This window comes from Pseudomonas urmiensis, assembly GCF_014268815.2.
GTDB classification, from domain to species: Bacteria; Pseudomonadota; Gammaproteobacteria; order Pseudomonadales; family Pseudomonadaceae; genus Aquipseudomonas; species Aquipseudomonas urmiensis.
Map to the genome: position 1 here is coordinate 2,435,480 of NZ_JABWRE020000001.1, position 21,818 is coordinate 2,457,297.

Genomic DNA, 21,818 nt, shown 5'->3' on the forward strand with positions numbered 1-21,818 from the left:
TGCACAAGACGCGCGATCACTGAGCATAGAAGAAGATCCCCCTGGCAAAGCGTTAGTTCAGCGCATTTGCGCGAATTGAAACGTTTCGAAAGACTTGCCGTTGCGCCACCTCGAACTGCTCTCAGAGAATCCCGGGGCGCGATGACAGGCAATGTGATAAAGGTGATCGAGCCGCCACCATCGAGCCTGAACATGTCCGATACCCCAGAGACCAACACTCGCCCATGGGCGGTCTTGCTGATCTTTCTGCGCTTGGGCCTGACCTCGTTCGGTGGGCCGATTGCCCACCTGGGGTACTTTCGCGATGAGTTCGTCATACGCCGGCACTGGCTGAGCGAGCGCAGCTATGCCGACCTGGTTGCGCTGTGCCAGTTCCTGCCGGGCCCGGCCAGTAGCCAAGTGGGTATCGCCCTGGGCTTGTCGCGCGCCGGCTACCGTGGCGCGCTGGCGGCGTGGGTCGGTTTCACTTTGCCTTCGGCGCTTGCCCTGGTGCTGGTCGCCCTGAGCCTGGCCCGGTATGCACACGCGATTGCCCCAGGCGTGCTGCAAGGTCTGCAGATGGTGGCAATTGCAGTCATCGCGCAGGCAGTGTGGGGCATGGCGCGCGCATTGTGCCCGGACATCCCGCGCATCATCTTCATGGCAGTGGCGACCTGCGCGGCGCTACTGCTGCCGTCAGCGGGCGGCCAGATCACCGTCATCGCCCTCGCTGCCAGCAGCGGTTTTTTGCTGTTCAAGCCAAGCCAAGGCACACCCCATGAGCCACTGCCGATCACGATCCGCCGCCGCGCTGCGTTGCTGTGGCTGTCGCTGTTTTGCGCCCTGCTGATCGGTTTGCCGATCCTCGCCGAGCTGTCTGCCAATCAGGCCCTGGCGCAGTTTGATGCGTTCTACCGGGTAGGCTCGATGGTGTTTGGCGGCGGCCATGTGGTACTGCCGTTGCTGGAGGCTGAAGTGGTAGCCAGTGGCTGGGTCAGCCGCGACACCTTCCTGGCAGGCTACGGACTCGTGCAAGCGGTACCGGGGCCGCTCTTCACCTTCGCGGCGTTTCTGGGCGCTTCGATGAACGGCGCGCCTAGCGGCTGGGCGGGCGGGCTGATCTGTCTAGTGGCGATTTTCCTGCCTTCGTTTCTGCTGGTTGTGGGTGTGCTGCCGCTGTGGGAGCGTCTGCGCCGTAACACGCGTGCACAAGCGGCGTTGATGGGCATCAATGCCGCCGTGGTCGGGCTGTTGCTGGCCGCCCTGGTGCGACCGATAACGGCCACCGCGCAGCATGCGCCACAAGACCTGGCCCTGGCACTGTTGGCCCTGGTTGCGCTGATGCTGGGCAAACTTCCTCCCTGGCTGGTAGTTATCGCAGGTGGCGCGGCCGGTTGGTTGTTGAGCTTTTTTTGAAATCGGCTGCATCCAAAACACGCACTGGCGGGTAATCCCTTCAGCAGCCTTTCGCTGCCGAACCGTTCCCCCTGCGGAGAAACCGTCATGAATGCCAAACCCATCCTCAGTCTCATCCCCCGCACGCTGGCCATCGCCGGCCTGTCGCTGACCCTGCACAGTGCCTACGCCCAGACCGGCCTGCCCGACGCGGTGAAAGTCCCCGATGGCTACAAAGTGGTCATGGAAACCGTCGGAGTCGGCGAGATCACCTACCAATGCCGGGACAAGGCCAACGCCCCCGGCCAGAGCGAATGGTTCTTCGTCGGCCCCAAGGCCGTGCTCAATGACCGCGCCGGCAAAGCCGTTGGCAGCTACTTCGGCCCGCCCGCCACCTGGCAGGCCAAGGATGGCTCGAAAGTCACCGGCACACAGCTGGCCGTGGCGCCAGCGAGCAAGGCCGACCTGCCCTATCAGTTGGTCAAGGCCAATCCGGCCGAGGGCCAGGGCGCGATGATCGGCGTTAGCTACATCCAGCGCCTGGCCACCCAAGGCGGCGTGGCACCGAGCACCCCGTGCAGCGCGGCCAACAAAGGTGAGCAACAGGTGGTGAAGTACCAGGCCGACTACATTTTCTGGGCGGCCAAGTAACCGCCCAGGCGGCTCGGTGAGCGCAGTGAAAGTCGTCTACGCTGTTCGACAAACCCCAGCCCACTGGCCGGGGTATCGACCTGCTGCCGAGGGCTGAACTCACCGTGTCATTGCCCGAACCCGGCTTCGATTACCAAGGCTGTCTTGCAGCCTGCGCGCAGGGCCAGCGCCAGGCCCTGCGCGAACTGTATGACCTGGAAAGCGCACGCTTGCTCGGGGTCGCCCGGCGCATCGTGCGCGACAGCGCCACGGCCGAGGATGTGGTCCACGATGCCTTTGTCAGGATATGGACCGGCGCTGGCAGTTTCGATCCAAGCCGAGGTTCGGCACGCGGCTGGATCTACAGCATCACCCGCCATCTGGCGCTGAACTTCATTCGCGATGGCGCACGCCTGGTGCCTGCCGGAGAGGAGGATGAGCCAGTGTCAGCCGTCTCTGAACAGCAGCCTGGCTTCGACCTGCAAGCACGCTCGGCGAAGATCTTCGACTGCCTCGACCAGCTAGAGCCCTCCCGGCGCAGCTGCATCCTGCATGCCTACGTCGATGGCTGCACGCACGCCGAGATCGCGCAGAAACTCGGCGCGCCGCTGGGCACCGTCAAAGCCTGGATCAAGCGTGGCTTGAGCGCATTGCGGGAGTGCATGGGATGATCACCCACCACAGCGACGAGCGCCCTGATGAGCTGCAGCAACTGGCTGGCGAGTACGTCCTGGGCACGTTGCCTGGCGAGCAACAACGCGCGGTGCAAGCACGCCTGCAACACGACCCGGCCCTGCGCGCGGCGGTGGATGCCTGGGAGCAGCGGCTGCTGGAGTTGACAACGCTTGCCGAACCTCAACAGCCCAGCCCACAGCTGCGCCAGCGCATCGAACGCAGCCTGGACAGCCTTGGGTCACCCGCCCCGTCAACGTCGCGCCAACCGGCCGACTCGTGGTGGAACCTGCTGCCCTTGTGGCGTGGCTTGGCAGGAGCCGGGCTGTTCGCCAGCCTGCTCATGGCCCTTGCCCTGCTGCTGGGCGACCCACCGCCAGCCACCCCCACTTACCTGGTGGTGCTGGTGGCGCCACACAGCCAGGCACCTGGCTGGGTGGTGCAAGCCAGCGATCGCCAACAGGTACAGTTGATCCCCTTGGGCGAAACGGTCATTCCGGCAGACAAAGCCCTGCAATTCTGGACCAAGGCTGACCACTGGCAGGCGCCGGTGTCACTGGGTTTGGTCAAGCCTGGGCAAACCCTCTCGCTGCCGTTGGACAAGCTGCCGCCGCTTGAAGCGAACCAGCTGTTCGAGCTGACTCTGGAGGGCGTACAGGGCTCGCCGACGGGCAAACCTACCGGGCCAATCCAGTTCATCGGGCGCGCGGTGAAAGTCATCTGATGCCTATTCCATTGGCCTGGCGCTGGGCCTACATCTCCACCTGAGTGCCCAGCTCGATCACCCGGTTGAGCGGCAATTGGAAGTACTTGAGATTGCTGTTGGCGTTCTTCAGCAAGAACGCGAACAACTGCTCGCGCCATCGCGCCATGCCCATGCGCTTGGTGGCGATAACCGTCTCGCGACTGAGGAAATAGGTGGTGCGCATCGGGCTGAAGTCCAGGTCCTGGCGCTGGCACAGGCTAAGGGCGAGCGGCACATCAGGCTCTTCGATGAAGCCAAAATGCAGGGTGACGCGGAAGAATCCGGCGCCATAGGCCTCGACCTCCAAGCGCTGCTCGGGCCTGACCCGCGGCGAGTCTTCGGCGACCACCGTGAGCAACACCACCTGCTCATGCAGCACCTGGTTGTGCAGCAGGTTATGCAGCAAGGCATGCGGTACCGCATCGGTCCTGGCGGTGAGAAACACCGCAGTGCCCTGCACCCGATGCGGTGGCTGCGCCTGGATGCTGGCGATGAACAGCGGCAGCGCCAGCGCGGCTTCATCCAGCCGCTCGAAGATGATCTTGCGCCCGCGCTTCCAGGTAGTCATCAGCACGAACAGCGCTAAGCCGGCAATCACCGGGAACGCCCCGCCCTGCACGATCTTCGGCGCATTGGCGGCAAAGTACAGGCTGTCGACCAGCAGGAACCCGAGCAGCATGGGGATCGCCAGCCAGCGCGGGGTCTTCCACAACAGCAAGACCACCGCCGCGGACAGCAGCGTGGTGATCAACATGGTGCCTGTCACAGCCACCCCGTAGGCCGCCGCCAATGCACTGGATGACTCGAATCCGATCACCAGCAGCACCACGCCGACCATCAACGCCCAGTTCACCGTGCCGATGTAGATCTGCCCCTGTTCGTGACTGGAGGTGTGCTGGATGAACATGCGCGGCACATAGCCCAGCTGAATCGCCTGGCGGGTGAGCGAGAAGGCACCGGATATCACCGCCTGCGAGGCGATGATGGTCGCCAGGGTCGACAGCGCGACCATCGGCAGCAGCGCCCAGCTCGGCGCCAGCAGGTAGAACGGATTGCGCACTGCCTCTGGGTTGTCGAGGATCAACGCGCCTTGGCCGAAGTAGTTGAGCACCAGCCCCGGCAGTACCAGCAGGAACCAGGCCCGAGCGATCGGTTTACGGCCAAAATGGCCCATGTCGGCATACAGCGCTTCGGCCCCGGTCAACGCCAGCACCACTGCGCCAAGGATGGCCACGCCCATGCCCGGATGAACCACGAAGAACTGCACCGCCCAGGCAGGGTTGAGCGCCAGCAGCACTTCCGGGCGCTGGACGATGCCATGGATGCCCAGGGCACCCAAGACCACGAACCACAGCACCATCACTGGCCCGAACAGAATGCCGATGCGCGCCGTGCCATGTTTCTGGATCAAGAACAGCCCAACCAGCACGATCACGGCCAGCGGTACCACCCAATGGTCGATGCCGTCGAAGGCCAGCTGCAGGCCCTCTACAGCCGACAGCACCGAAATGGCCGGGGTAATCATGCTGTCGCCGTAGAACAGCGCTGCGCCAAACAAGCCAAGCAGCACCAGCACCCTGCTCAGCCGGGGAAAAGGCGCCGCTGCCCGCCGCGCCAGCGCGGTCAAGGCCATGATCCCGCCCTCGCCTTGGTTGTCGGCGCGCAGGATGAACAACACGTATTTGATCGTGACCACCCAGACCAATGACCAGAGCACCAGCGACAGAATGCCCAGCACGCCATCGTGACTGGCTTGCACGCCATAGTGGCCGGAAAACACTTCTTTTAGGGTGTACAGCGGGCTGGTGCCGATATCGCCATAGACCACGCCGACTGCGGCGACGAGCATGCCGATACCTGTGGTTCTACCGTGGTTGGACTGATCTGCTGCGGTCGCTGCTTGGCTCACGAATCACTTCTCTGCACAGGGGGAGGCAACACATTCGGTCCATGAGCATTAGCGGCTCCCCACAACCTGCTTGCCAGGCCGCCGCAGCAGCCTGGGTTCAAACAGGTCAAGTTGACACTGCCCGCCTGCGGGCAAAAAGTGCCGCTAGTATGCTGATCGGCAGCCGTGCTCGTCGTAAAAAAACCGTAAAAACCAGCCCCGGCAGCCACTGCTAAGCGGCCTGAACATAACGAGCGGTCGCAGCTTAGGCCGCGCTTTGGCTGTTTCAGCGCCAGCGACTACGCTGACGTGCAAGCCTTAAGGAGATACAGTCATGCCCACGCTCAACTCGCTGCTCTGTGCGGTGCTTGCCGTTACGCTGAGCAGCACAGCAGCGCTATCGCTTGCTGACCCTGGCAATGGCAAAGGCAAGGGACACGACAAGGGTGGCCAGCACGGCAAGCAGGACCCGGCAAGCGCGAACCATCGGCACGGCGGACCTTCGATCGATGTCGCAGGGGTCAGGATCATTCTTGGCGACAATCGTGACTACTGGAGCCCGGGAGCGGCTTTGCCGCCGGGCATCCAGAAAAACCTGGCTCGGGGCAAGCCACTCCCGCCCGCTATTGCCAAGAAACTGGACAGCCGCCTGCTGGGCCGCCTACCTCATTACGAGGGCTATGAATGGCAACAGGCAGGCAAGGACCTGTTGCTGATCACCCTCGCCACCGGCGTTATTTATGAAGTGCTGCACAATGTGCTGGATTGAGCCAGGCAGTGAAGCTGCATGGGGCACTGTTCTCTGAGACAGCAGCGCCAGCAAAGCTGGCGACAAGCATGCCACAACAAGGGCCGCTAGCAACGGCAGCGGATGCTCCGGCCATAGCCAGCTAACCGCAGCCGCTGCGGATTCGGCGCTACCAGATGGCAATCTCGTAAGTCAGGTAGATGCGGTTGCTGTCACGACCACGGGAGAAGTCCGAGCGATAGACGTAATTGCGCAGTTTCACCCCCAGCCCCTTCGCTACACCTGCCTGAACCACATAGGCCAACTCGATGTCACGCTCCCATTCCGCCAGTCCATCGTCGCCTGAACGGCCATTGTCACCGCTCAGATACCGCGTCATGAAGGTCAGGCCCGGAATGCCGGCGGCGGCGAAGTTGTAGGCGTAGCTGGCCATCCAGGTCTTCTCTTGTTCTTCGATGAACTTGCCGATACCGACGTTGCTGAACGAGTAGACCGTTGCACCGCTGATGTAAGGCAACCCGGCGTCACCGTCGAGCATTTGGTAACCGGCACCGAGTGTGTGCCCGGAGTGGGTATACGATACCTGGCCGCTGATCATGTGATTGTCGATCTTGCCGCCATGGGCGGCGCCGCTATCGCGACTCTTGAAGTAGCGCAAGTCGCTGGTGAACACCCCGCCGGCCAACGACAGGTCGTGGACCAGGCCGGCATAGTCCTGGCGGTAGAAATGCTCTAGCTGAGCGTGGAAGTAGCTCACACGCAGTTGCTTGCTGATGGCATAGTCGGCGCCAGCGAAGCTGAAATCGCCAGACTCGCTGCCACCGTAGCCATCGAGGTACAAACCGGTGCTATCGGTTGAGTCACGCAGCTTGAAACGATCCAGGTAGCCGGCGGTCAAGGTCAGGCCATCGACATCGGTACTGGTCAGTTGCGTACCCTGGTAGGTCTGCGGCACAAGCCGCGCATCGTTGTAGACCAGCACCGGCGTCTTGGGCAGCAGGGTGCCATGCTTGACCACGGTCTGTCCCAGGCGCGCCTTGGCCGTCAGCCCGGCACTGGCGAACTCGTCTGCTGCCCGGCCATCGTCATCAACTGGCAGCAAGCCGGTCCCACTACGCCCGCGGCCTGAATCGAGGCGCACGCCGAGCAGACCCATGGCATCGAGCCCAAGGCCCAATGTGCCTTGAGTGAAGCCTGATTGGTAGTCGAGCAGAAAACCCTGCGCCCATTCCACTCGCTCACTCTTGGCGCTCGCCGCAGCGCGGGCGCTCATGCCTTGTTCGTCGCGAAAGTTTTCGTTGAAGTAGACGTTGCGCAGCTGCACTTTGAGCTTGCTGTCGTCGATAAATCCGGCAGCGCCGGCCACAGGCAACCAACCGCAGAGCAGGCCACAAGTGGCCCCACGGAAAACAGCTTGGGACATGATCGGTACTCTTTTGTTGTTCTTGGAGAGTTGGGCGCAGGCGCGCCCACTGCAGATCAGACGAAGAAGGACAAGGCCCCCGTGAGCAAGGCCAGTGCGGTAATGACCAACGAAGTCAGCACCGCCCATTTCACGGTGGCCTTCTGGAAGTCACCGATGTCGCGGTCGACCATGCCCACCAGGAGCAGGGTCGAGGCCACCAACGGGCTCATCAGGTGCACCGGCTGACCCAGCACCGAGGCGCGAGCGATTTCTATCGGGTCGATGCCATAGGCAGCCGCCGCGTTGGCCAGGATCGGTACCACGCCGAAGTAGTAGGCGTCGTTGGACAGCACGAAGGTCAGCGGCATGCTGGTCAGCGCAACCACCAGCGGGAACCAGTGGCTCCATGCTTCGGGAATCCAGTCGACCAGGGTCTGCGCCAGGGCGTCGACCATCTTGGTGCCGGAGAAGATCCCGGCGAAGATACCCGCGGCAAACACCAGCAGGACCACGGTCATGGCATTGCCCGAATGGGCCAGGATGCGCTCTTTCTGCAAGTCCAGCTGTGGGTAGTTGATCATCAGCGCCGCGACGAAGCCGATCATGAACAGCAGCGCGGAGTGCATGACACCCAGCACCAAGGCAGTCATCACGGCGATCACCAGCGCCAGGTTCACATACGCCAGGCGCGGACGCTTATGCGGGTTGTCGCCGAGGATTTCCTTGATATAGCAGTTGCCGCCACCGGATTCCAAGGCAATGTTGCCGATTCGCCGGCGCTCCGCGCGCCCCAGCAGGTAGGCGGTGAACACCACCCAGACAGCTCCACCGATCACTGTCGGCAGCATTGGAATGAAGTATTCGGTCGCGTCCAGCCCGAGCGCGGCAATGGCTCGAGTGGCCGGCCCTCCCCAGGGGCTCATGCCACTCATGATGCTCAACGACAGCATCGACACCGTGGCCAGGATCATCGGGTTCATGCCGATGCGCTTGTACAGCGGCAGCATTGCCGCGCAGGTAATCATGTAAGTGGTGGTGCCGTCGCCATCGAGCGCTACCAGCAGCGACAGCAACGCAGTGCCGATGGCGATCTTGATCGGGTCGCCGTTGACGCGTTTGAGAATCTTACGGATCAGTGGATCGAACAGGCCGGCGTCGATCATCAGGCCGAAGAACAGAATGGCGAACAGCAACAGGGCTGCCGAGGGCGCCACCATCTTCAAGCCATCGAGCATCATCTTGCCAAGTTCAGGGGCAAAGCCACCGATGAGGGCGAAGACAATCGGCACCACGGTGAGCGCAACAATCGGTGAAAGGCGTTTACTCATGATCAGGTAGGTGAAGGTCACCACCATGATCAGGCCCAGGAGTGCGAGCATGGTCTTTTCTCTTGTTGTTATTCTATTGCGGCCATCGGCAAGGCGGACGGCCCCCTACCCCACTCGACATCGCTGGGATGTTGAGTGGGATTTTAAGTCAACGATGGGAGATACAAGTGCTTTTCAGCTGTGCTGCCGTGGTTCGGCAGACCAGTCGACCTGCGCCGTGTCCAGCTCGGGCGGGGCCACCGGGGTACCGTTCAAGCGACTGAGCAAGGTTTCCCGTTCGCAGGCGTTTTCCGACAGTGAAATGACCACAGTGGCCACGGCATTGCTGGCCAGGCTTGTCAATGCGCGCGCCTCGGACATGAAGCGATCGATACCGATCAGCAAGGCCAGCCCTGCCAGCGGTATGTCGTGAATGACCGTCAGGGTCGAGGCCAGAGCCACGAAACCACTGCCGGTCACACCTGCTGCGCCTTTGGAGGACAACAGCATGATCGCCAGCATCGTCACCGTCTGGCCGAGGGTCAGATCGATGTTGCAGGCCTGGGCGATGAACACCGCAGCCAGCGACAGGTAGATGGCAGTACCGTCAAGGTTGAACGAGTAGCCTGTTGGCAGCACCAGCCCTACTACACCTTTCTTGCAGCCAAGCTTCTCCAGTTTTTCCAGCATGCGCGGCAGAACCGGCTCGGTCGACGAGGTGCCGAGCACCACCAGAAACTCTTCGCGAAAATAGCGCAGCAGCTTCCACAGGCTGAAGCCGTGCGCACGGCAGATACCCCCGAGCACCACCAGCACGAAAAACGCGCAGGCGATGTAGAGCGTACCGACCAGCTTGGCCAATGCCCCCAGCGAGGTTACGCCGTACTGCCCGACAGTGAAGGCCAGCGCACCGAAGGCGCCGATCGGGGCGAAGCGCATCAGATAGCCGAAGATGCGAAACACCATGGTCGAGGCCGACTCAAGTACATCGAGTACCGGCCTGCCCTTCTCGCCCATCGATGACAGGGCGAAACCACTGAGCACCGCGATGAACAGCACCGGCAGCACTTCACCCTTGTTGAACGCCCCGATGAAGGTATCCGGGATGATGTGCATGAAAAAATCGACCACGCTGAGCTTCGCCGCAGACGCGGCATACTGGTCCAGGCCGGCCGTGCTGAGGGTGGCCGGGTCGATGTTCATGCCAACACCCGGGCGGAACAGGTATACCGCGCCCAGGCCGATCACCAGACTGACCACGGTCAGTACCAGGAACAGCAGCAAGGTCTTGCTCATCAACCGCCCCAGCGAGCGTTTGTCAGTCATCCCGGCGATGCCGGTGACAATGGTGCAGAACACCACAGGGGCGATCATCATCTTGATCAGCTTGATGAAGGCATCACCCAGTGGCTTTAGCGCAACGGCTTGTTGCGCCCAGAAGTGACCGACCACCACGCCCAGCAGGACGGCGCAGAGGATCTGGAAATACAGTGACTTGGCGAGTTTCATGAGGCATCACCCATTGTTGAAACTGTGCGGATGCGCTGGTTATCGAGGTGCTGCGACCCTGCCTAACCCGCCAGCCTGCGCAAGGTTGGGGCGTAGACGAAGCCTGAAAACAGTCGACGAGCGGTTCTCACCACCGATGCCTGGAGCGTCTTGCCATCGGCACCGCTGCGAGAAAGCGCTACGTCAATGCCGCCGCTTGGGTGCTCCAGACGCACTTCCTGCAAGTGCTGGGCTTGCTCGCCGAGCATGTCCATGATCACCGTGCCAGGGCTGACGCAGGCAGTCGCCAGGCCGATAGCACCGGTGATGGCCAAGGCCCGGTGGCAGTTGTGAGGCATGAAGTAACGCACCTGTAGCGTGCCGTCATAGCGCGGCGCCGAGACCAGCACGGGCTTGGGGATCACCATGCCGCTGACATCGCCCAATCCCATCGCCTTGCCGGCCTTCAGGCGCAGGGCCTCCAGACGTTGCAGCAGGCGGGTATCGGCATCCAGCTGCGCCGGGGTCTCGGAACCGGTCATGCCCAATTCGCTGGCATGGACGATCATCATCGGCATGGCCATGTCGATGCAGGTCACCGGTACCCCGTCGATCACATCCTGGGCCTGGCCAGTGGGGAACAGTTTGCCGGTCTTGCTACCCACTGCATCGAGGAAGGTCAGGTGCACCGGGGCGGCAGTGCCCGGTACACCGTCGATCGCCGTACGGCCTTCGTAACGCACGATGCCACCAGGGGTTTCCACCAGCGAGTTGACGAAGGTGCCGGTGTTGAGATTACGGATGCGTACCAGGGTCTTGCCGTCCTGCGGCTTGACCAATCCTTGCTCGATGGCGAACGGGCCAACGGCGCACAACATGTTGCCGCAGTTGGGCGCGGTATCGACCCGGCGCTGGGCGACCATGACCTGCACGAACAGGTAGTCGACGTCGGCGTCGGCATGCAGCGACGGGCTGACGATCGCCACCTTGCTGGTTTGCGGGCTACCACCACCGATACCGTCGATTTCCAGCTCATGGCCGGAGCCCATCAGGTTGATCAGCAATTCGTCGCGTTCAACCACGTTGGCAGGCAGATCCCATGCATGGAAAAAAGGCCCTTTGGAGGTGCCACCGCGCATGAGTACGCAAGGAATTCGTTGCATGATTTCGTACTCTTGTTGATCAATGGACATCATTGATGTTGTAGACACAAGACTGACAGGGATGGATAAATCATTCCAATGCAAATATCGTAGTGATTATTGCGTTTTCCAGATCAATCTAACCTGACCGCAGGAGAGCGAACTCAGATGGAATATGAGCTGCAAGACATTCGATCTTTCGTGAAAATCGCCGAACTAGGCAGCTTCCATGAAGCGGCCGAAGCGCTGCACCTGTCGCAACCGGCCCTGAGTCGGCGGATCAAGAAACTGGAAGAGGGCCTCGGTACTTCGCTGCTGGAGCGCACCACCCGCCGTGTCAGCCTCACCAGTGTGGGACGCGACTTTCTGCCCAAGGCCAGGCGCTTGCTGGATGACTTCGAGGATTCGATCCTGAGCATTCGCGAACTCGCCGAACGCCAGACCGGTCAGGTCACACTCGCCTGCATTCCGACGGCCGCGTTCTACTTCCTGCCATCGGTCATCCGCGATTACAACGAGCAGTACCCGAAGATCCGCATTCGTCTGCTCGACCTCAGCGCCAACGACGGGCTCGAAGCCGTGCTGCGGGGTGAGGCCGATTTCGGCATTAACATGATGAGCGGCCAGCACCCCGACATCGAGTTCGTCTCCCTGGTGCAGGAGCATTTCGTCCTGGCCTGCCGCAGAGACCATGCATTGGCAACCCGTGAGGCCGTCACCTGGACAGAACTGGCCGACTACCGCCTGATCGGCGTCGGCCGTCTGAGCGGCAACCGGATGTTGCTGGACCACGCGCTCTCCGGGCTCAACTTGCGGCCCAAGTGGTTCTATGAGGTTCAACACCTGTCTACCTCGCTGGGTATGGTCGAGGCCGGGCTGGGTGTCTCTGCCATGCCCAGCCTGGCCATGCCCAGCGCCGACCACCCGACCTTGGTCAGCGTGCCGCTGATCGAACCGCAGGTGACTCGCACACTGGGGTTGGTCTATCGGCGCGGGGCGTCGCTGTCGCCAGCGGCGGAAAAATTCGTGTCGATCCTGCTGGACAAATGGCCCAACCGTTGAATCAAACGCCCCGCTTGCAGCCCGGCGCGGCATAGTCACCCTGGACAAGGCGTACATGGCTCAGTCCTCGCCCAGACCGAGTGGGTTGGGCCGACGCTTCTCGATCGCGAACTTGAGCAGCGCGGCGCTACGGAACAGGCCATGGGCAAACTTGCCATAGGGCAATGTGATGAACAGCGCCATGACCGTGCCCAGGTGAATCGCCAGCAGGATCGCCATCGCTGCGGTATCACGCAGGCCCAGCAAGGCGAGGCCCGTGGCGCTGACCAGCAGCAGAAGCAGGAGAAATGCCCGGTCCATGGGGCGCTGGGCAACATCGCCGTGCTCAGCGGCCCTGCGCAAGTTCAGCGCCAGCAACCCGGCCGGCCCGATGATCAAGCCAAGACCTCCCAAGGTGCCCAGCAGCACCGGCGCGCTCAGCAGCGGATACGGCGCCTGTTGGCCCAGCAGGTAGTGGTACCCGGTGGCGACCAGCGTCGCGGCAAAGCACAACATGAAACCGTAGAAGGTGAAATGATGGAAACGTCGGCGCCAAAGCGTGAAGCGATCATCGGCATTGTTGCAGCCTTTGCCATGCCCACCGTCCAGGTATTTCAGGGTCAGCGCAGCACTCGACGCCTCGATCACCGCCGCCGTGGCCGGTTGTGCCAACGCCTCGGCAGGCGAGACTGAGCGCCAGAAGCGTCGTACCGCCATCGCCAGCGCAATACCTGCAGCGGCAAACACACTGCCAAACATTAGGGCCAAGGTGTTGTGTGGGAAAACCGCATAGAAATTTCCCGCCAACCGACCGGGCAGCAATGTGCCGTTGGCCCACAAGGTCAGCAGCAAGAATAACGACAAGGCCACTGCCAAGGCGCTTGCGACAAACGTGCCGTTGCGCCGATACAGCCGCCCGAAAAGGGTTGGCCAGGCATACTCGGCATACGTCTGCACGCGCACTTTGGCCATGGCCTGTGGCACGTTGACGGCGAATTCGTGGGGCTGGGCGTACTGGCAGGCGTGCAGGCAAGCCCCGCAGTTGTGGCATAGGTTGGCCAGGTAATGGATGTCTGCCTTGTTGAACTCCAGCCTGCGGGTCATCGCCGGGAAAACTGCGCAAAACCCCTCGCAGTAGCGACAGGCATTACAGATGCGCAATTGCCGATCTACCTCCTGCTCTTCAAGGGTCAACAGCGGGATCAATTCGGGGGCCGGCTGAGCGGCATCGGGCACGTAGGGTTCAGGCAGTTGCGCGGTCATGGCTATGCTCTTGTTCTGGATGAAGGTGGCCTGTCGCCGCAGCGGCGTGGGTCCCGGCGATGCGGCCGAAGGCTGTGCCGATGGACATGCCGACACCTGCGGTGTAGCCCTTGCCCAACACATTGCCCGCCATCATTTCGCCGGCGACGAACAGGTTCGGGCTGGCATTCCCATTGAAATGCACTGCTGCCGTTTCATCGGTGCGCAGCCCAAGGTAGGTGAAGGTCACCCCAGGTCGCAGCGGGTAGCCGTAGTACGGAGGCGTATCGATCGGGCGCGCCCAGTGGCTTTTCCCCGGCTCCAGGCCCAGGGTGTGACAATCATCCAGGCGGGTGTGGTCGAAGGTGCCCACCTGGCAGGCACGGTTGTAGGCCTGCACGGTTTGGACGAAGGCTTGCACAGGCAAACCGAGCACGCCGGCCAGCCCCTCCAGGCTATCAGCGGTGGCGCCGGAAAAAACCGGCGGCATGAACCGGCCGAGGGCTTTCTGGTCGATGATCGAGAACCCCACCTGGCCAGGTTGATGAGCCACCAGGCGCCCCCAGATGGCATAGCGTTTGGGCCAGAAATCCTCGCCTTCATCATAGAAGCGCTGCCCATCGCGGTTGACCACCACACCCAGCGACACACAATCGATGCGCGTGCAGATCCCGCCGTCGTAAAGCGGTGCGCGGGCGTCGATCGCTACCATGTGCGCCTGGGTCGGGTCACCAATCGTGTCGGCGCCCTGGTCGATCAGACGGCGTAACAGGACCCCGTCATTGAACCGCGTCCCGCGGATCAGGAAATTGTCCGAAGGCCACTCCCCCCGCTCATTCTGCCCCCAGGCTTCGCGCAACCATTGACGGTTCGACTCGAAACCACCGGCAGCCAGCACGCAACTGCGCGCCTCGATGCGCTCGGCAGGAAGTTGCCGGCCCTGGACCTCACGCGCCGGTATAAGGCCGGCTACGAAACGTCCGTCTTGCAGTTCGATATCGGCGACGGGCGTGTCGTAGCGGATCTGTACCCCGAGTTGTTCGGCGCTTCGATAGTAGGCATTGATCAGCGCCTTGCCGCCGCCCATAAAAAACGCATTGGTGCGTGCGGTGTGCAGCGCGCCAGACAACGATGGCTGAAAGTGCACGCCATGACGGCGCATCCAACCGCGGCAGTTGGAGGATGCGCGAATCACCAGGCGCGCGAGCTTTTCGTCGGTCTGGCCTCCGGTGACTTTCAACAGGTCCTGCCAGAACTCCTCTTCCGGGTACGCTTCGACCAGCACGTCCTGCGGGGCGTCATGCATGCACCGCAAATTGCGCGTGTGCTGAGAATTGCCACCCCGCCAGACGCGCGGCGCAGCCTCGAGCAGCAGCACGCTGGCTCCAGCCTCGCGCGCCATCAGCGCGGCACAGAGGGCGGCGTTGCCCCCTCCGATGACTAGCACGTCGATCATTTCGCCTCCAAGTCACGCAGCGCCGGATGTTCGGCTGCTTTTCGGTGACCCAGGACTCTAAAGAGTGCTTCAAGGGCGCGAAACGCGATTACCGCGGGGAGGCATTCAGTTTTTCTAAAGGCTCGGATTAGGGGACGACTGCGTCAAAGCAACTGAGCGCCCGGCCAGCGGCCCTGCTCCACCAACTCCCGCGAGACTTCCTGCAGTACGATCCGGGTAGCCAAGGCGGCCGGCGAGAGTTCGTCATCGCTTAAGCTGACAATCAGATTGCGTCGCTGCGCCTGTGCCTGATCGATGGAAAATACGCGCAAGCCTGCCTGATGCGCCCGGGCAACCGTTGCACCCGGCTGAATGGTGGCGGCATGACCTGCACAGACGCAGTCCATCAACAGCGACAGGCCATCGACTTCCAAGACGATCCGAGGCTCGAGCCCTGCCCGTTCGAAAATCGAACGCAGCGTAGTCCGCAGACCATGCTGTGTGCTGGGCATCACCAAGGGCAGCGTGGCGATCTGTGCCAAACTAAGGGCCTCACCCCAATCGGCATTGACCAGCGTGGCAGGAACCAGGACGAACAGACGCTCGTTCAGCAATGGCCGGACATTCAGGCGAGGCCCGGCGTCCGCTTGGAACAGCACGGCCAAGTCAAGGTGCCTGGCGTTGAGTTGATTCACCAGGTAACCGGACAGCATTTCCACCAAGTGCAGGCGGATGTCGGGATAGCGTTGGCGCATCCTGTCGATCAACGCCAAGCCAAGAATCGATGCGGTAGTCGGTGCCAATCCCACGCTGGCATAACCGCTCATACGGCCACTTTGTGCGGCAAGCACCGCATGCTCTGCCTGACGCAGCGCCAGGCGCGCATGGTATTCGAAGGCCAGGCCCGCCGCCGTCGGTGACACGCCGGTGCTCGAGCGGGTCAAAAGCCGGGTACTCAACTCGCTCTCCAGCTTCGACAGCTGCTGGCTCAAGGCGGAGGCGCCGACACCAAGTTCAAGCGCAGCCCTACCAAGACTGCCGTACTCCAGGACGCTCAGGAAATAGCGAAGCTGACGTAACTCCATAAAAGACTCTTTCACCGCTGGGGGGGGCGCAGAGGCTAGCCCGGATTTGCCGATACGTCAGCCAATTCGAATGCATCATGCCAGGTAGCTCTAGCCTGGGCTGGCTTGACTGCGTGCCTTGCCGTTGAGTAACAGACCTACCTTTGACCCACAGCCTCGGGATTGGCGACGTTCTTGGGTGCGCCGGCAAAAAACGCCACGAGATTGTCGAACGCATCACCAAAGTAAAGCTCGTAACCGTTCTTTTCCACGTACCCCAGGTGCGGTGAGCACAGCACGCGCGGGTGATTGAGCAACGGGTGGGCGGGGTCGAGCACCGGTTCGTCCTCGTAAACGTCCACTGCGGCATAACCTGGCCGGCCGGCCTGCAATGCCTGCAGCAACGCGCCCGGGGCAATCAGTTCGGCGCGACTGACGTTCACCAGCAACGCATCGGTTTTCATCCTGGCAAGATCGTCCAGAGTGACAATGTAGCGCGTGCTCTGGGCCAAGCGCAGGTTGAGGCTGAGGATGTCCGCCTCGGCGAACAAGGCTTCACGCGAAGCTGCGGCGCGGTGGCCATCGGCTGCGGCCGCAGCCCGGCTGCTATCGCTGCCCCACACCAGTACCGGCATGTCGAACGCCTGGGCATAGCGCGCCAGCCGCTGGCCGATCTTGCCGTAACCCCAGATGCCCAGCACCTGACCAGCCAGCGCCGAACCCAGGTTGACCTGCCACTGCCCTTGCCTGAATCCCTGTAGCGCCGCTACCAGCTGACGCCGTGCATTAAGCATCAGTGCCCAGGCCAGTTCTGCCGGAGCTACCGGCGAACCGCGGCCCTCGGTGACGACGATGCCACGCGCCGTGCATGCCGCCAGGTCAAGATGACCAGCAAGCTTGCCGGTCTGGCTGATCAGCTTGAGCTTGGGCAAACGATCCAGCAGCGCGGCATCGATGCGCGTTCGTTCACGCGTGAGCACCAGCGCATCGGCATCGGCGAACCTTATGGCCAATTCCTCCAGCGAGGCCGGTTGCCGATCGTGCAGCACCGTGACGTGGTGGCCCGCCAACCGACTGAAGCAATCGAGCGTACGGATCACATTCTGGTAGTCGTCGGGAATGACGATATGCATGCCGCTGGCCCCTGGCGATGATGGAAGGATCAGACGATAGCTGAGTTGTGGCGCTTATGCCGAGTGCCCTGCGCCACTGACCAGTGAAGCATCATTCAGCCTGCGCTTGGACATGACAGCGTTGCCTTGATCACCGACGCCAGTTTTGCCCAGGCGCTGGCCACGCGGCGGGCGCAGTTGACATCGACGATGCTAAACAGCCGTGCGCGGGCGCATCTAATACCAGTTTCAGATGCCGCCCATAGCGTTATTGGCTGGCATCCTCAGAACGCTGGCAGGCGTGGACCTTGCAACAGCCATGACCCCAGCTCAGAAACTCGCCTTGAGCGATACCATGAAGTTGCGCGGCTCACCGTAGTAGTTGCCGAACGTCTCGGTACCAATGGTGGTGTAGTAACGCTTGTCGAACAGGTTGTTGCCGTTGAGGGCCACAGACCAGGTGTCATCGATCCGATAACCGATTCGACCGTTCCAGATCGCGTAGCCCGACTGGCTGATTTTCTCACCGCTGGAAGGCGAAACGCGGTAATTGTCGCTTTGCGCATTAACCCCGGCGCCGAGGGTGAAGCGTTCAAGTGCGCCAGTCAGGGCGTATTCACCCCACATGCGCAACACATGCCGCGGTACATAGCTGTTGAACGCGGCGCCGTTGAGGGTGGTGTCGATATCGTCGAGGGTCTTGGTCTGGGTGTAGGTGTATCCGGCGAGCAGTTGCAAGCGCTCGATGACTTCGCCGCTGATCTCGGCCTCGAAACCTTGGGCGCGAACCTTGCCGGCATTGACGTAACAGTATCCATCGGAGGACGGGCAGGAAGAGTTGTAGTCAGTTTGCGCCTGATCTTTCTGGATGGTGCGGAACAGGTTGAAAGCGCTGTTCAGGCGACCGTCGAACCAGGCGCCCTTGATCCCCAGCTCGTAGCTCTGGCCCACTAACGGCTTGAGCGCCGAGCCGTCTTCGGAGCGGTAATTGCCCTGCGGGGTGAAGATGTCCGAGTAGCTGGCGTAGGCCGTGAGGTTGTCGTTGAGGTCCAGCAGCACGCCGGCAAACGGCGTGACCTGGCCGGTCTCGCGGGTACTGGAATGCTGCGAAGGGACAGCGTTGAGGAAGTCATAATCGGTGTCGGAACTGTACCAGCTCACCCGACCTCCCACGACTACGGTCAGTGGATCGGCCAGTTTCAAGCGCAGGGTCGAATAGACGCCCTTCTGTTTGGTCACCGATTTGACCGGGCCGCCACGCGACGAGTTTTCGATGAAGTAGCTGTCATCCGGCTCAGGGATGGACTTGTCCGGGTTGAACACGTCCTGCCGTTGCGGCAGAAACGCCACCGAGTAGAAATCGTCCTTGTTCGCGCGGCTGGCGTTCATGCCCAGCACCAGTTCATGTTGCTGGCCGAACGCGGCAAATTTGCCATCGATGTAAGCGTCCAGGCCGTAATCGACCTGGTCGTAGTCGTACAGGCTGCCGAGCATGCCGGTGGTATTGGTGCCAGGCGTCACCGCTCCGGAGGCGAAGGCATATTTGATGGCCTGGGTGTTCTTGGTATAGACGCTGGCCACCTTGAGCTTCCAGTCGTCATTGAGCTGGTGGGTCAGGTCACTGAAAACTGTGGTGCGCTTGCTGCGCCAGGTATTCCAGGAAGGGTCGAGGCAGGTCGAGCGGCTGAGCTTGAGGTCGCTGCGATCCTTGTAGCGCGGCAGGCCACCCCAGCATGGGTTGGCGTCGACATCTTCATAGGCGATGCCCAGGCCGAGCGTGGTGTCGGGGCTGACATCGAGGTCGAGCGCGCCGTAGTACACCTGGTCCTTGCGGCTGGCGTCGTCGACAAAGTAATGCCGGCTCTGCTCGGCGATCACCGCCCGCCCACGCAGGCTGCCGGACGCATTCAGCGGGCCGCCGGTGTCGACCTGGCCGCGATAGTTGTCCCAACTGCCGCCAGAAAGGGTGATGTCGGTATGCGCGACTGCCAGGCCGCGCTTGCGCACGAAGTTCACCCCGCCCGCAGTGCCACCGGAGCCTTTCATCATGCCGGCGGCACCGCGCAGTACCTCGACCCGATCGTAATAGGCCATGTCGCTGCTGAAGCTGTCGGCCTGGACATAGAGGTTGCCCATGTCCAGTGGCACACCATCGTACTGATACTGGCCCGACATACGAAAGCCGCGCGAGTAGAAGTACTTGCCGCCCATGGTCGAGTCGTAGACGGTGATGCCGGGGGTCTTTTCCATGACCTGATCGATGGTGTTGAGGTTCTGGTCATCGAGCATCTTGCGGGTCATCACCGTGACCGATTGCGGGGTCTCCTTGAGCGAGTGTTCACCCTTGCCGATGGTCACCGCACCGGTGGTGTACGAACCGCTGTTTTCGGTGGTAGCACCCAGCACTTGGGCGTTGACCGTGGTGGCGCCCAGCTCCAGCGCCGAGCCCGTTGCCGGCACTGCGCGCAGGACAAAGGTGCCGTTGGCCTGGGGCTCGGCTTGCAAACCGCTGCCACCAAGGATTCGCGCAAAGCCTTCGCTGACGCCGAACGTGCCTTTGATCCCAGGTGAATGCAGGCCATCTGTGTCGCGCGCGTCAAAGGAAATCGCAGCCCCGGCCGCACTGGCGAAACGGCTGAGCACTTCAGTCAGGCTGCCCGCGGCGATATCGAACGAGCGCACCGTACTGTGCTGCTGGGCGGGCACCTGGGCCGCCAGGGTGACGCTCGACCACCCGCCGGCAGTGGTTGCCGCCAATAATCCAACTTTTACTGCTTTCGCCAGCCCACACCACTTGTACACAGCAGACATGCCTACCCTCCCCCAAAAGAACATCAAATGAACTCACTGGGGAATGAGCCGAACAGTGGATTGGAAAAGTGCAGGCGCTGACAAAAAATTTTCAACCGATGGCAATCGCGGCGGCGCCCTCAACTTCTGCCTACGACTTCCCGATGGGCGCGGAGACATTGACCCAGAACCGGCTGTAGCGCGTCACCCGCAGCGACAAACCACTCTCCAGCGCGGCCAGCGCGCGGTCGGTGTCATCGATGGGGAACGCCCCAGACACCTTCAATTGCGCAATCCGCGGATCACAGCGCAGCACGCCAGGGCGATAGCGCGAAAGATCAGCCAGCAAGTGCGCCAAAGGACGATCGAGGGCGATGATGCTGCCTTGCTGCCAAGCACCCACCGACACGTCATTGCGCCTTGGCGCCGTCACCGCGCGGGCATTGAAGTCTACCGACTGCCCGGCTTCCACGCGCACCGTCGATGCACCGCTGAACGACCTGACTTCTACCGCTTTCTCGAGCACCGCCACCTCACCACCCTGCGCCTGCGAGCGAACGATAAAACGCGTCCCCAGCGCCAACACCTGGCCATGCCGGGTGAGCACCTTGAACGGCCGCTGCGCAGGATCAGCGGCGGTGCTCACCAGAATCTCACCCGACAACAGCTCAAGAAGCCGCTGACGACCGTCGTACCTGAGGTTGACCGAGGTATCGGTGTTGAGTAGCAGCGAGCTGCCATCGGCCAAGCGAAACTCGCGGCGCTCACCCACGGCGGTACGAAAATCGGCAAGCAGGTTGTGCGAGGTCTCACTGCGCCAGCCCAGCCAGCCCAGTGAGGTGGCCGGCACCACTACTAACACGCTGCCAAGCAGCTGGCGCCGAGAGCGCTCGGCGCCGCGCAAGGCAGGGGCGGCCAGGCTGCCAGGCACACTGGCCATCTGCTCGCTCACAGCCGCCATGCGTTGCCAGGCTTGACGATGAACCGGGTCGGCAATCAGCCAGTCATTCTAGGCGCGGCGATCGGCATCGGTCGCCACGCCCGACTGCAGTCGGGCGTACCAGCGCGCGGCGACGCTGATCGCTTGCAACTCGGCAGGCGAGAGGCTCATGCCAGTTGCATCTTGATCTGCATCAGGCAGCAATGCTCCATGGCCTTGGCCATGTAGTTATTGACGCTGCGCAGGCTGATGCCCAGGTGCTCGGCAATCTGTGGGTAGGTCAGGCCATCGAATTGCGAGAGGATGAACACTTGCTTGACCTTCGGCCCCAAGCCTTGCAGCAGGCGGTCGATTTCGACCAGCGCTTGCAGCACGATCGCTTGCTCCTCCAACGAAGGATGATGCGCTTCAGGCAGGTTGGCCAAGGCATCCAGATAGGCCTGTTCCAACGAGCGCCGACGCAGCAAGTCGATCAGCAAGCCTTTGGCAATGCGTGACAGGTACGGCCGGGGCTCGCGAATCTCCAGCGCGCTGCGCGCCTTTAGCACTCGCACGAAGGTGTCCTGGGTCAGGTCGGCAGCATCGAAGGCATTTCCCAGGCGCTTGCGCAGCCAGCCATTGAGCCAGCCGTGATGGTCGCAGTACAGCTCATTGACGGCGCTACGCAAGGATAGATCGGTGGCGGACATGGTAATAGAACAGTTCGCGAGTGGTAATGAATCTTATTGTCATGCGTGCACTCGGTGATTTGCAATAGCCATGCATTGGCCCAGCAGGCTATTTACCATGGGGCGC

General features: G+C 62.0%; 17 protein-coding genes and 1 pseudogene. 6 read left to right on the top strand and 12 right to left on the bottom strand.

Translation table 11 applies throughout. The features are described 5' to 3' along the window. The first annotated feature begins 192 nt into the window (after nt 1-192). The 4 genes from chrA (at nt 193) to HU737_RS10770 (ending at nt 3,400) form a co-directional block, all read left to right on the top strand. Nucleotides 193-1,395, top strand: a complete 1,203-nt coding sequence (chrA, locus tag HU737_RS10755; protein WP_186557031.1) for a chromate efflux transporter — start codon at nt 193-195, stop codon at nt 1,393-1,395. An 87-nt stretch (nt 1,396-1,482) separates the two neighbouring features. Beyond that, nucleotides 1,483-2,025, top strand: coding sequence for a DUF3455 domain-containing protein (locus HU737_RS10760; protein WP_186557029.1), 543 nt, complete (start codon nt 1,483-1,485; stop codon nt 2,023-2,025). Between the two features lie 110 nt (nt 2,026-2,135). Then, nucleotides 2,136-2,675: a sigma-70 family RNA polymerase sigma factor gene (locus HU737_RS10765; RefSeq protein ID WP_186557097.1), complete on the top strand. Its 540-nt coding sequence runs from the start codon at nt 2,136-2,138 to the stop codon at nt 2,673-2,675. After that, nucleotides 2,672-3,400: an anti-sigma factor gene (locus tag HU737_RS10770; RefSeq protein ID WP_186557028.1), complete on the top strand. Its 729-nt coding sequence runs from the start codon at nt 2,672-2,674 to the stop codon at nt 3,398-3,400. The genes HU737_RS10765 and HU737_RS10770 overlap by 4 nt, the downstream gene beginning before the upstream one ends. Before the next feature lie 28 nt (nt 3,401-3,428). On the opposite strand, the gene HU737_RS10775 is transcribed toward HU737_RS10770, so the two are convergent. Next, complete coding sequence (locus tag HU737_RS10775) at nt 3,429-5,330, bottom strand: potassium transporter Kup (protein ID WP_186557026.1); 1,902 nt, start codon at nt 5,328-5,330, stop codon at nt 3,429-3,431. A 313-nt stretch (nt 5,331-5,643) separates the two neighbouring features. Here HU737_RS10775 and HU737_RS10780 point away from each other — a divergent pair, with 313 nt between their 5' ends. Next, on the top strand, nt 5,644-6,078 hold the full coding sequence (locus HU737_RS10780; protein WP_186557024.1) for an anti-virulence regulator CigR family protein: 435 nt from the start codon (nt 5,644-5,646) through the stop codon (nt 6,076-6,078). 148 nt (nt 6,079-6,226) lie between these two features. Here the strand turns inward: HU737_RS10780 and HU737_RS10785 are convergent, their stop codons facing one another. The 4 genes from HU737_RS10785 to HU737_RS10800 form a co-directional block, all read right to left on the bottom strand. Further along, nucleotides 6,227-7,480 (bottom strand): OprD family porin, encoded by a 1,254-nt coding sequence (locus HU737_RS10785; protein WP_186557022.1) that lies wholly within the window; start codon nt 7,478-7,480, stop codon nt 6,227-6,229. A 56-nt stretch (nt 7,481-7,536) separates the two neighbouring features. Beyond that, nucleotides 7,537-8,841 (bottom strand): CitMHS family transporter, encoded by a 1,305-nt coding sequence (locus tag HU737_RS10790; RefSeq protein ID WP_186557020.1) that lies wholly within the window; start codon nt 8,839-8,841, stop codon nt 7,537-7,539. 123 nt (nt 8,842-8,964) lie between these two features. Next, complete coding sequence (dctA, locus tag HU737_RS10795; RefSeq protein ID WP_186557019.1) at nt 8,965-10,278, bottom strand: C4-dicarboxylate transporter DctA; 1,314 nt, start codon at nt 10,276-10,278, stop codon at nt 8,965-8,967. Nucleotides 10,279-10,340: 62 nt separating this feature from the next. Next, on the bottom strand, nt 10,341-11,420 hold the full coding sequence (locus HU737_RS10800) for a 4-oxalomesaconate tautomerase (protein ID WP_186557016.1): 1,080 nt from the start codon (nt 11,418-11,420) through the stop codon (nt 10,341-10,343). 147 nt (nt 11,421-11,567) lie between these two features. Here HU737_RS10800 and HU737_RS10805 point away from each other — a divergent pair, with 147 nt between their 5' ends. Next, the gene (locus HU737_RS10805; RefSeq protein ID WP_186557014.1) at nt 11,568-12,461 is read left to right on the top strand and encodes a LysR family transcriptional regulator; all 894 of its coding nucleotides are present in this window, start codon (nt 11,568-11,570) and stop codon (nt 12,459-12,461) included. 60 nt (nt 12,462-12,521) lie between these two features. Here the strand turns inward: HU737_RS10805 and tcuB are convergent, their stop codons facing one another. The 7 genes and pseudogenes from tcuB to HU737_RS10840 all read right to left on the bottom strand — a co-directional run bounded on the left by tcuB (nt 12,522) and on the right by HU737_RS10840 (nt 21,712). Next, nucleotides 12,522-13,703, bottom strand: coding sequence for a tricarballylate utilization 4Fe-4S protein TcuB (gene tcuB / locus HU737_RS10810; RefSeq protein WP_186557012.1), 1,182 nt, complete (start codon nt 13,701-13,703; stop codon nt 12,522-12,524). Continuing rightward, nucleotides 13,684-15,138 carry an FAD-dependent tricarballylate dehydrogenase TcuA gene (gene tcuA / locus HU737_RS10815; protein ID WP_186557009.1) on the bottom strand — a complete coding sequence of 485 codons (1,455 nt, stop codon included), beginning with the start codon at nt 15,136-15,138 and terminating at the stop codon, nt 13,684-13,686. Before tcuA ends, tcuB begins: the two co-directional genes overlap by 20 nt. Nucleotides 15,139-15,281: 143 nt before the next feature. Further along, complete coding sequence (locus HU737_RS10820) at nt 15,282-16,202, bottom strand: LysR family transcriptional regulator (protein WP_186557008.1); 921 nt, start codon at nt 16,200-16,202, stop codon at nt 15,282-15,284. Between the two features lie 137 nt (nt 16,203-16,339). Continuing rightward, entirely contained in the window at nt 16,340-17,314 is a 975-nt protein-coding gene (locus HU737_RS10825; RefSeq protein ID WP_186557007.1) for a D-2-hydroxyacid dehydrogenase family protein, read from the bottom strand. 309 nt (nt 17,315-17,623) lie between these two features. Continuing rightward, nucleotides 17,624-20,104: a TonB-dependent siderophore receptor gene (locus HU737_RS10830; protein WP_186557005.1), complete on the bottom strand. Its 2,481-nt coding sequence runs from the start codon at nt 20,102-20,104 to the stop codon at nt 17,624-17,626. 130 nt (nt 20,105-20,234) lie between these two features. Beyond that, a pseudogene (locus HU737_RS10835) lies at nt 20,235-21,194 on the bottom strand (FecR domain-containing protein). Further along, nucleotides 21,191-21,712, bottom strand: a complete 522-nt coding sequence (locus tag HU737_RS10840; protein ID WP_186557003.1) for a sigma-70 family RNA polymerase sigma factor — start codon at nt 21,710-21,712, stop codon at nt 21,191-21,193. The pseudogene HU737_RS10835 and the gene HU737_RS10840 overlap by 4 nt, the downstream one beginning before the upstream one ends. Nucleotides 21,713-21,818 lie beyond the last annotated feature (106 nt).

Excerpts from the sequence above, each read along its gene's own strand:
- HU737_RS10830 (WP_186557005.1), bottom strand. The coding sequence starts at position 20,104 with ATGTCTGCTGTGTACAAGTGGTGTGGGCTGGCGAAAGCAGTAAAAGTT.
- HU737_RS10840 (WP_186557003.1), bottom strand. The coding sequence starts at position 21,712 with ATGTCCGCCACCGATCTATCCTTGCGTAGCGCCGTCAATGAGCTGTAC.
- HU737_RS10825 (WP_186557007.1), bottom strand. The coding sequence starts at position 17,314 with ATGCATATCGTCATTCCCGACGACTACCAGAATGTGATCCGTACGCTC.
- HU737_RS10820 (WP_186557008.1), bottom strand. The coding sequence starts at position 16,202 with ATGGAGTTACGTCAGCTTCGCTATTTCCTGAGCGTCCTGGAGTACGGC.
- HU737_RS10805 (WP_186557014.1), top strand. The coding sequence starts at position 11,568 with ATGGAATATGAGCTGCAAGACATTCGATCTTTCGTGAAAATCGCCGAA.
- HU737_RS10760 (WP_186557029.1), top strand. The coding sequence starts at position 1,483 with ATGAATGCCAAACCCATCCTCAGTCTCATCCCCCGCACGCTGGCCATC.
- chrA (WP_186557031.1), top strand. The coding sequence starts at position 193 with ATGTCCGATACCCCAGAGACCAACACTCGCCCATGGGCGGTCTTGCTG.
- tcuA (WP_186557009.1), bottom strand. The coding sequence starts at position 15,138 with ATGATCGACGTGCTAGTCATCGGAGGGGGCAACGCCGCCCTCTGTGCC.
- dctA (WP_186557019.1), bottom strand. The coding sequence starts at position 10,278 with ATGAAACTCGCCAAGTCACTGTATTTCCAGATCCTCTGCGCCGTCCTG.
- HU737_RS10800 (WP_186557016.1), bottom strand. The coding sequence starts at position 11,420 with ATGCAACGAATTCCTTGCGTACTCATGCGCGGTGGCACCTCCAAAGGG.
- HU737_RS10770 (WP_186557028.1), top strand. The coding sequence starts at position 2,672 with ATGATCACCCACCACAGCGACGAGCGCCCTGATGAGCTGCAGCAACTG.
- HU737_RS10785 (WP_186557022.1), bottom strand. The coding sequence starts at position 7,480 with ATGTCCCAAGCTGTTTTCCGTGGGGCCACTTGTGGCCTGCTCTGCGGT.
- tcuB (WP_186557012.1), bottom strand. The coding sequence starts at position 13,703 with ATGACCGCGCAACTGCCTGAACCCTACGTGCCCGATGCCGCTCAGCCG.
- HU737_RS10780 (WP_186557024.1), top strand. The coding sequence starts at position 5,644 with ATGCCCACGCTCAACTCGCTGCTCTGTGCGGTGCTTGCCGTTACGCTG.
- HU737_RS10790 (WP_186557020.1), bottom strand. The coding sequence starts at position 8,841 with ATGCTCGCACTCCTGGGCCTGATCATGGTGGTGACCTTCACCTACCTG.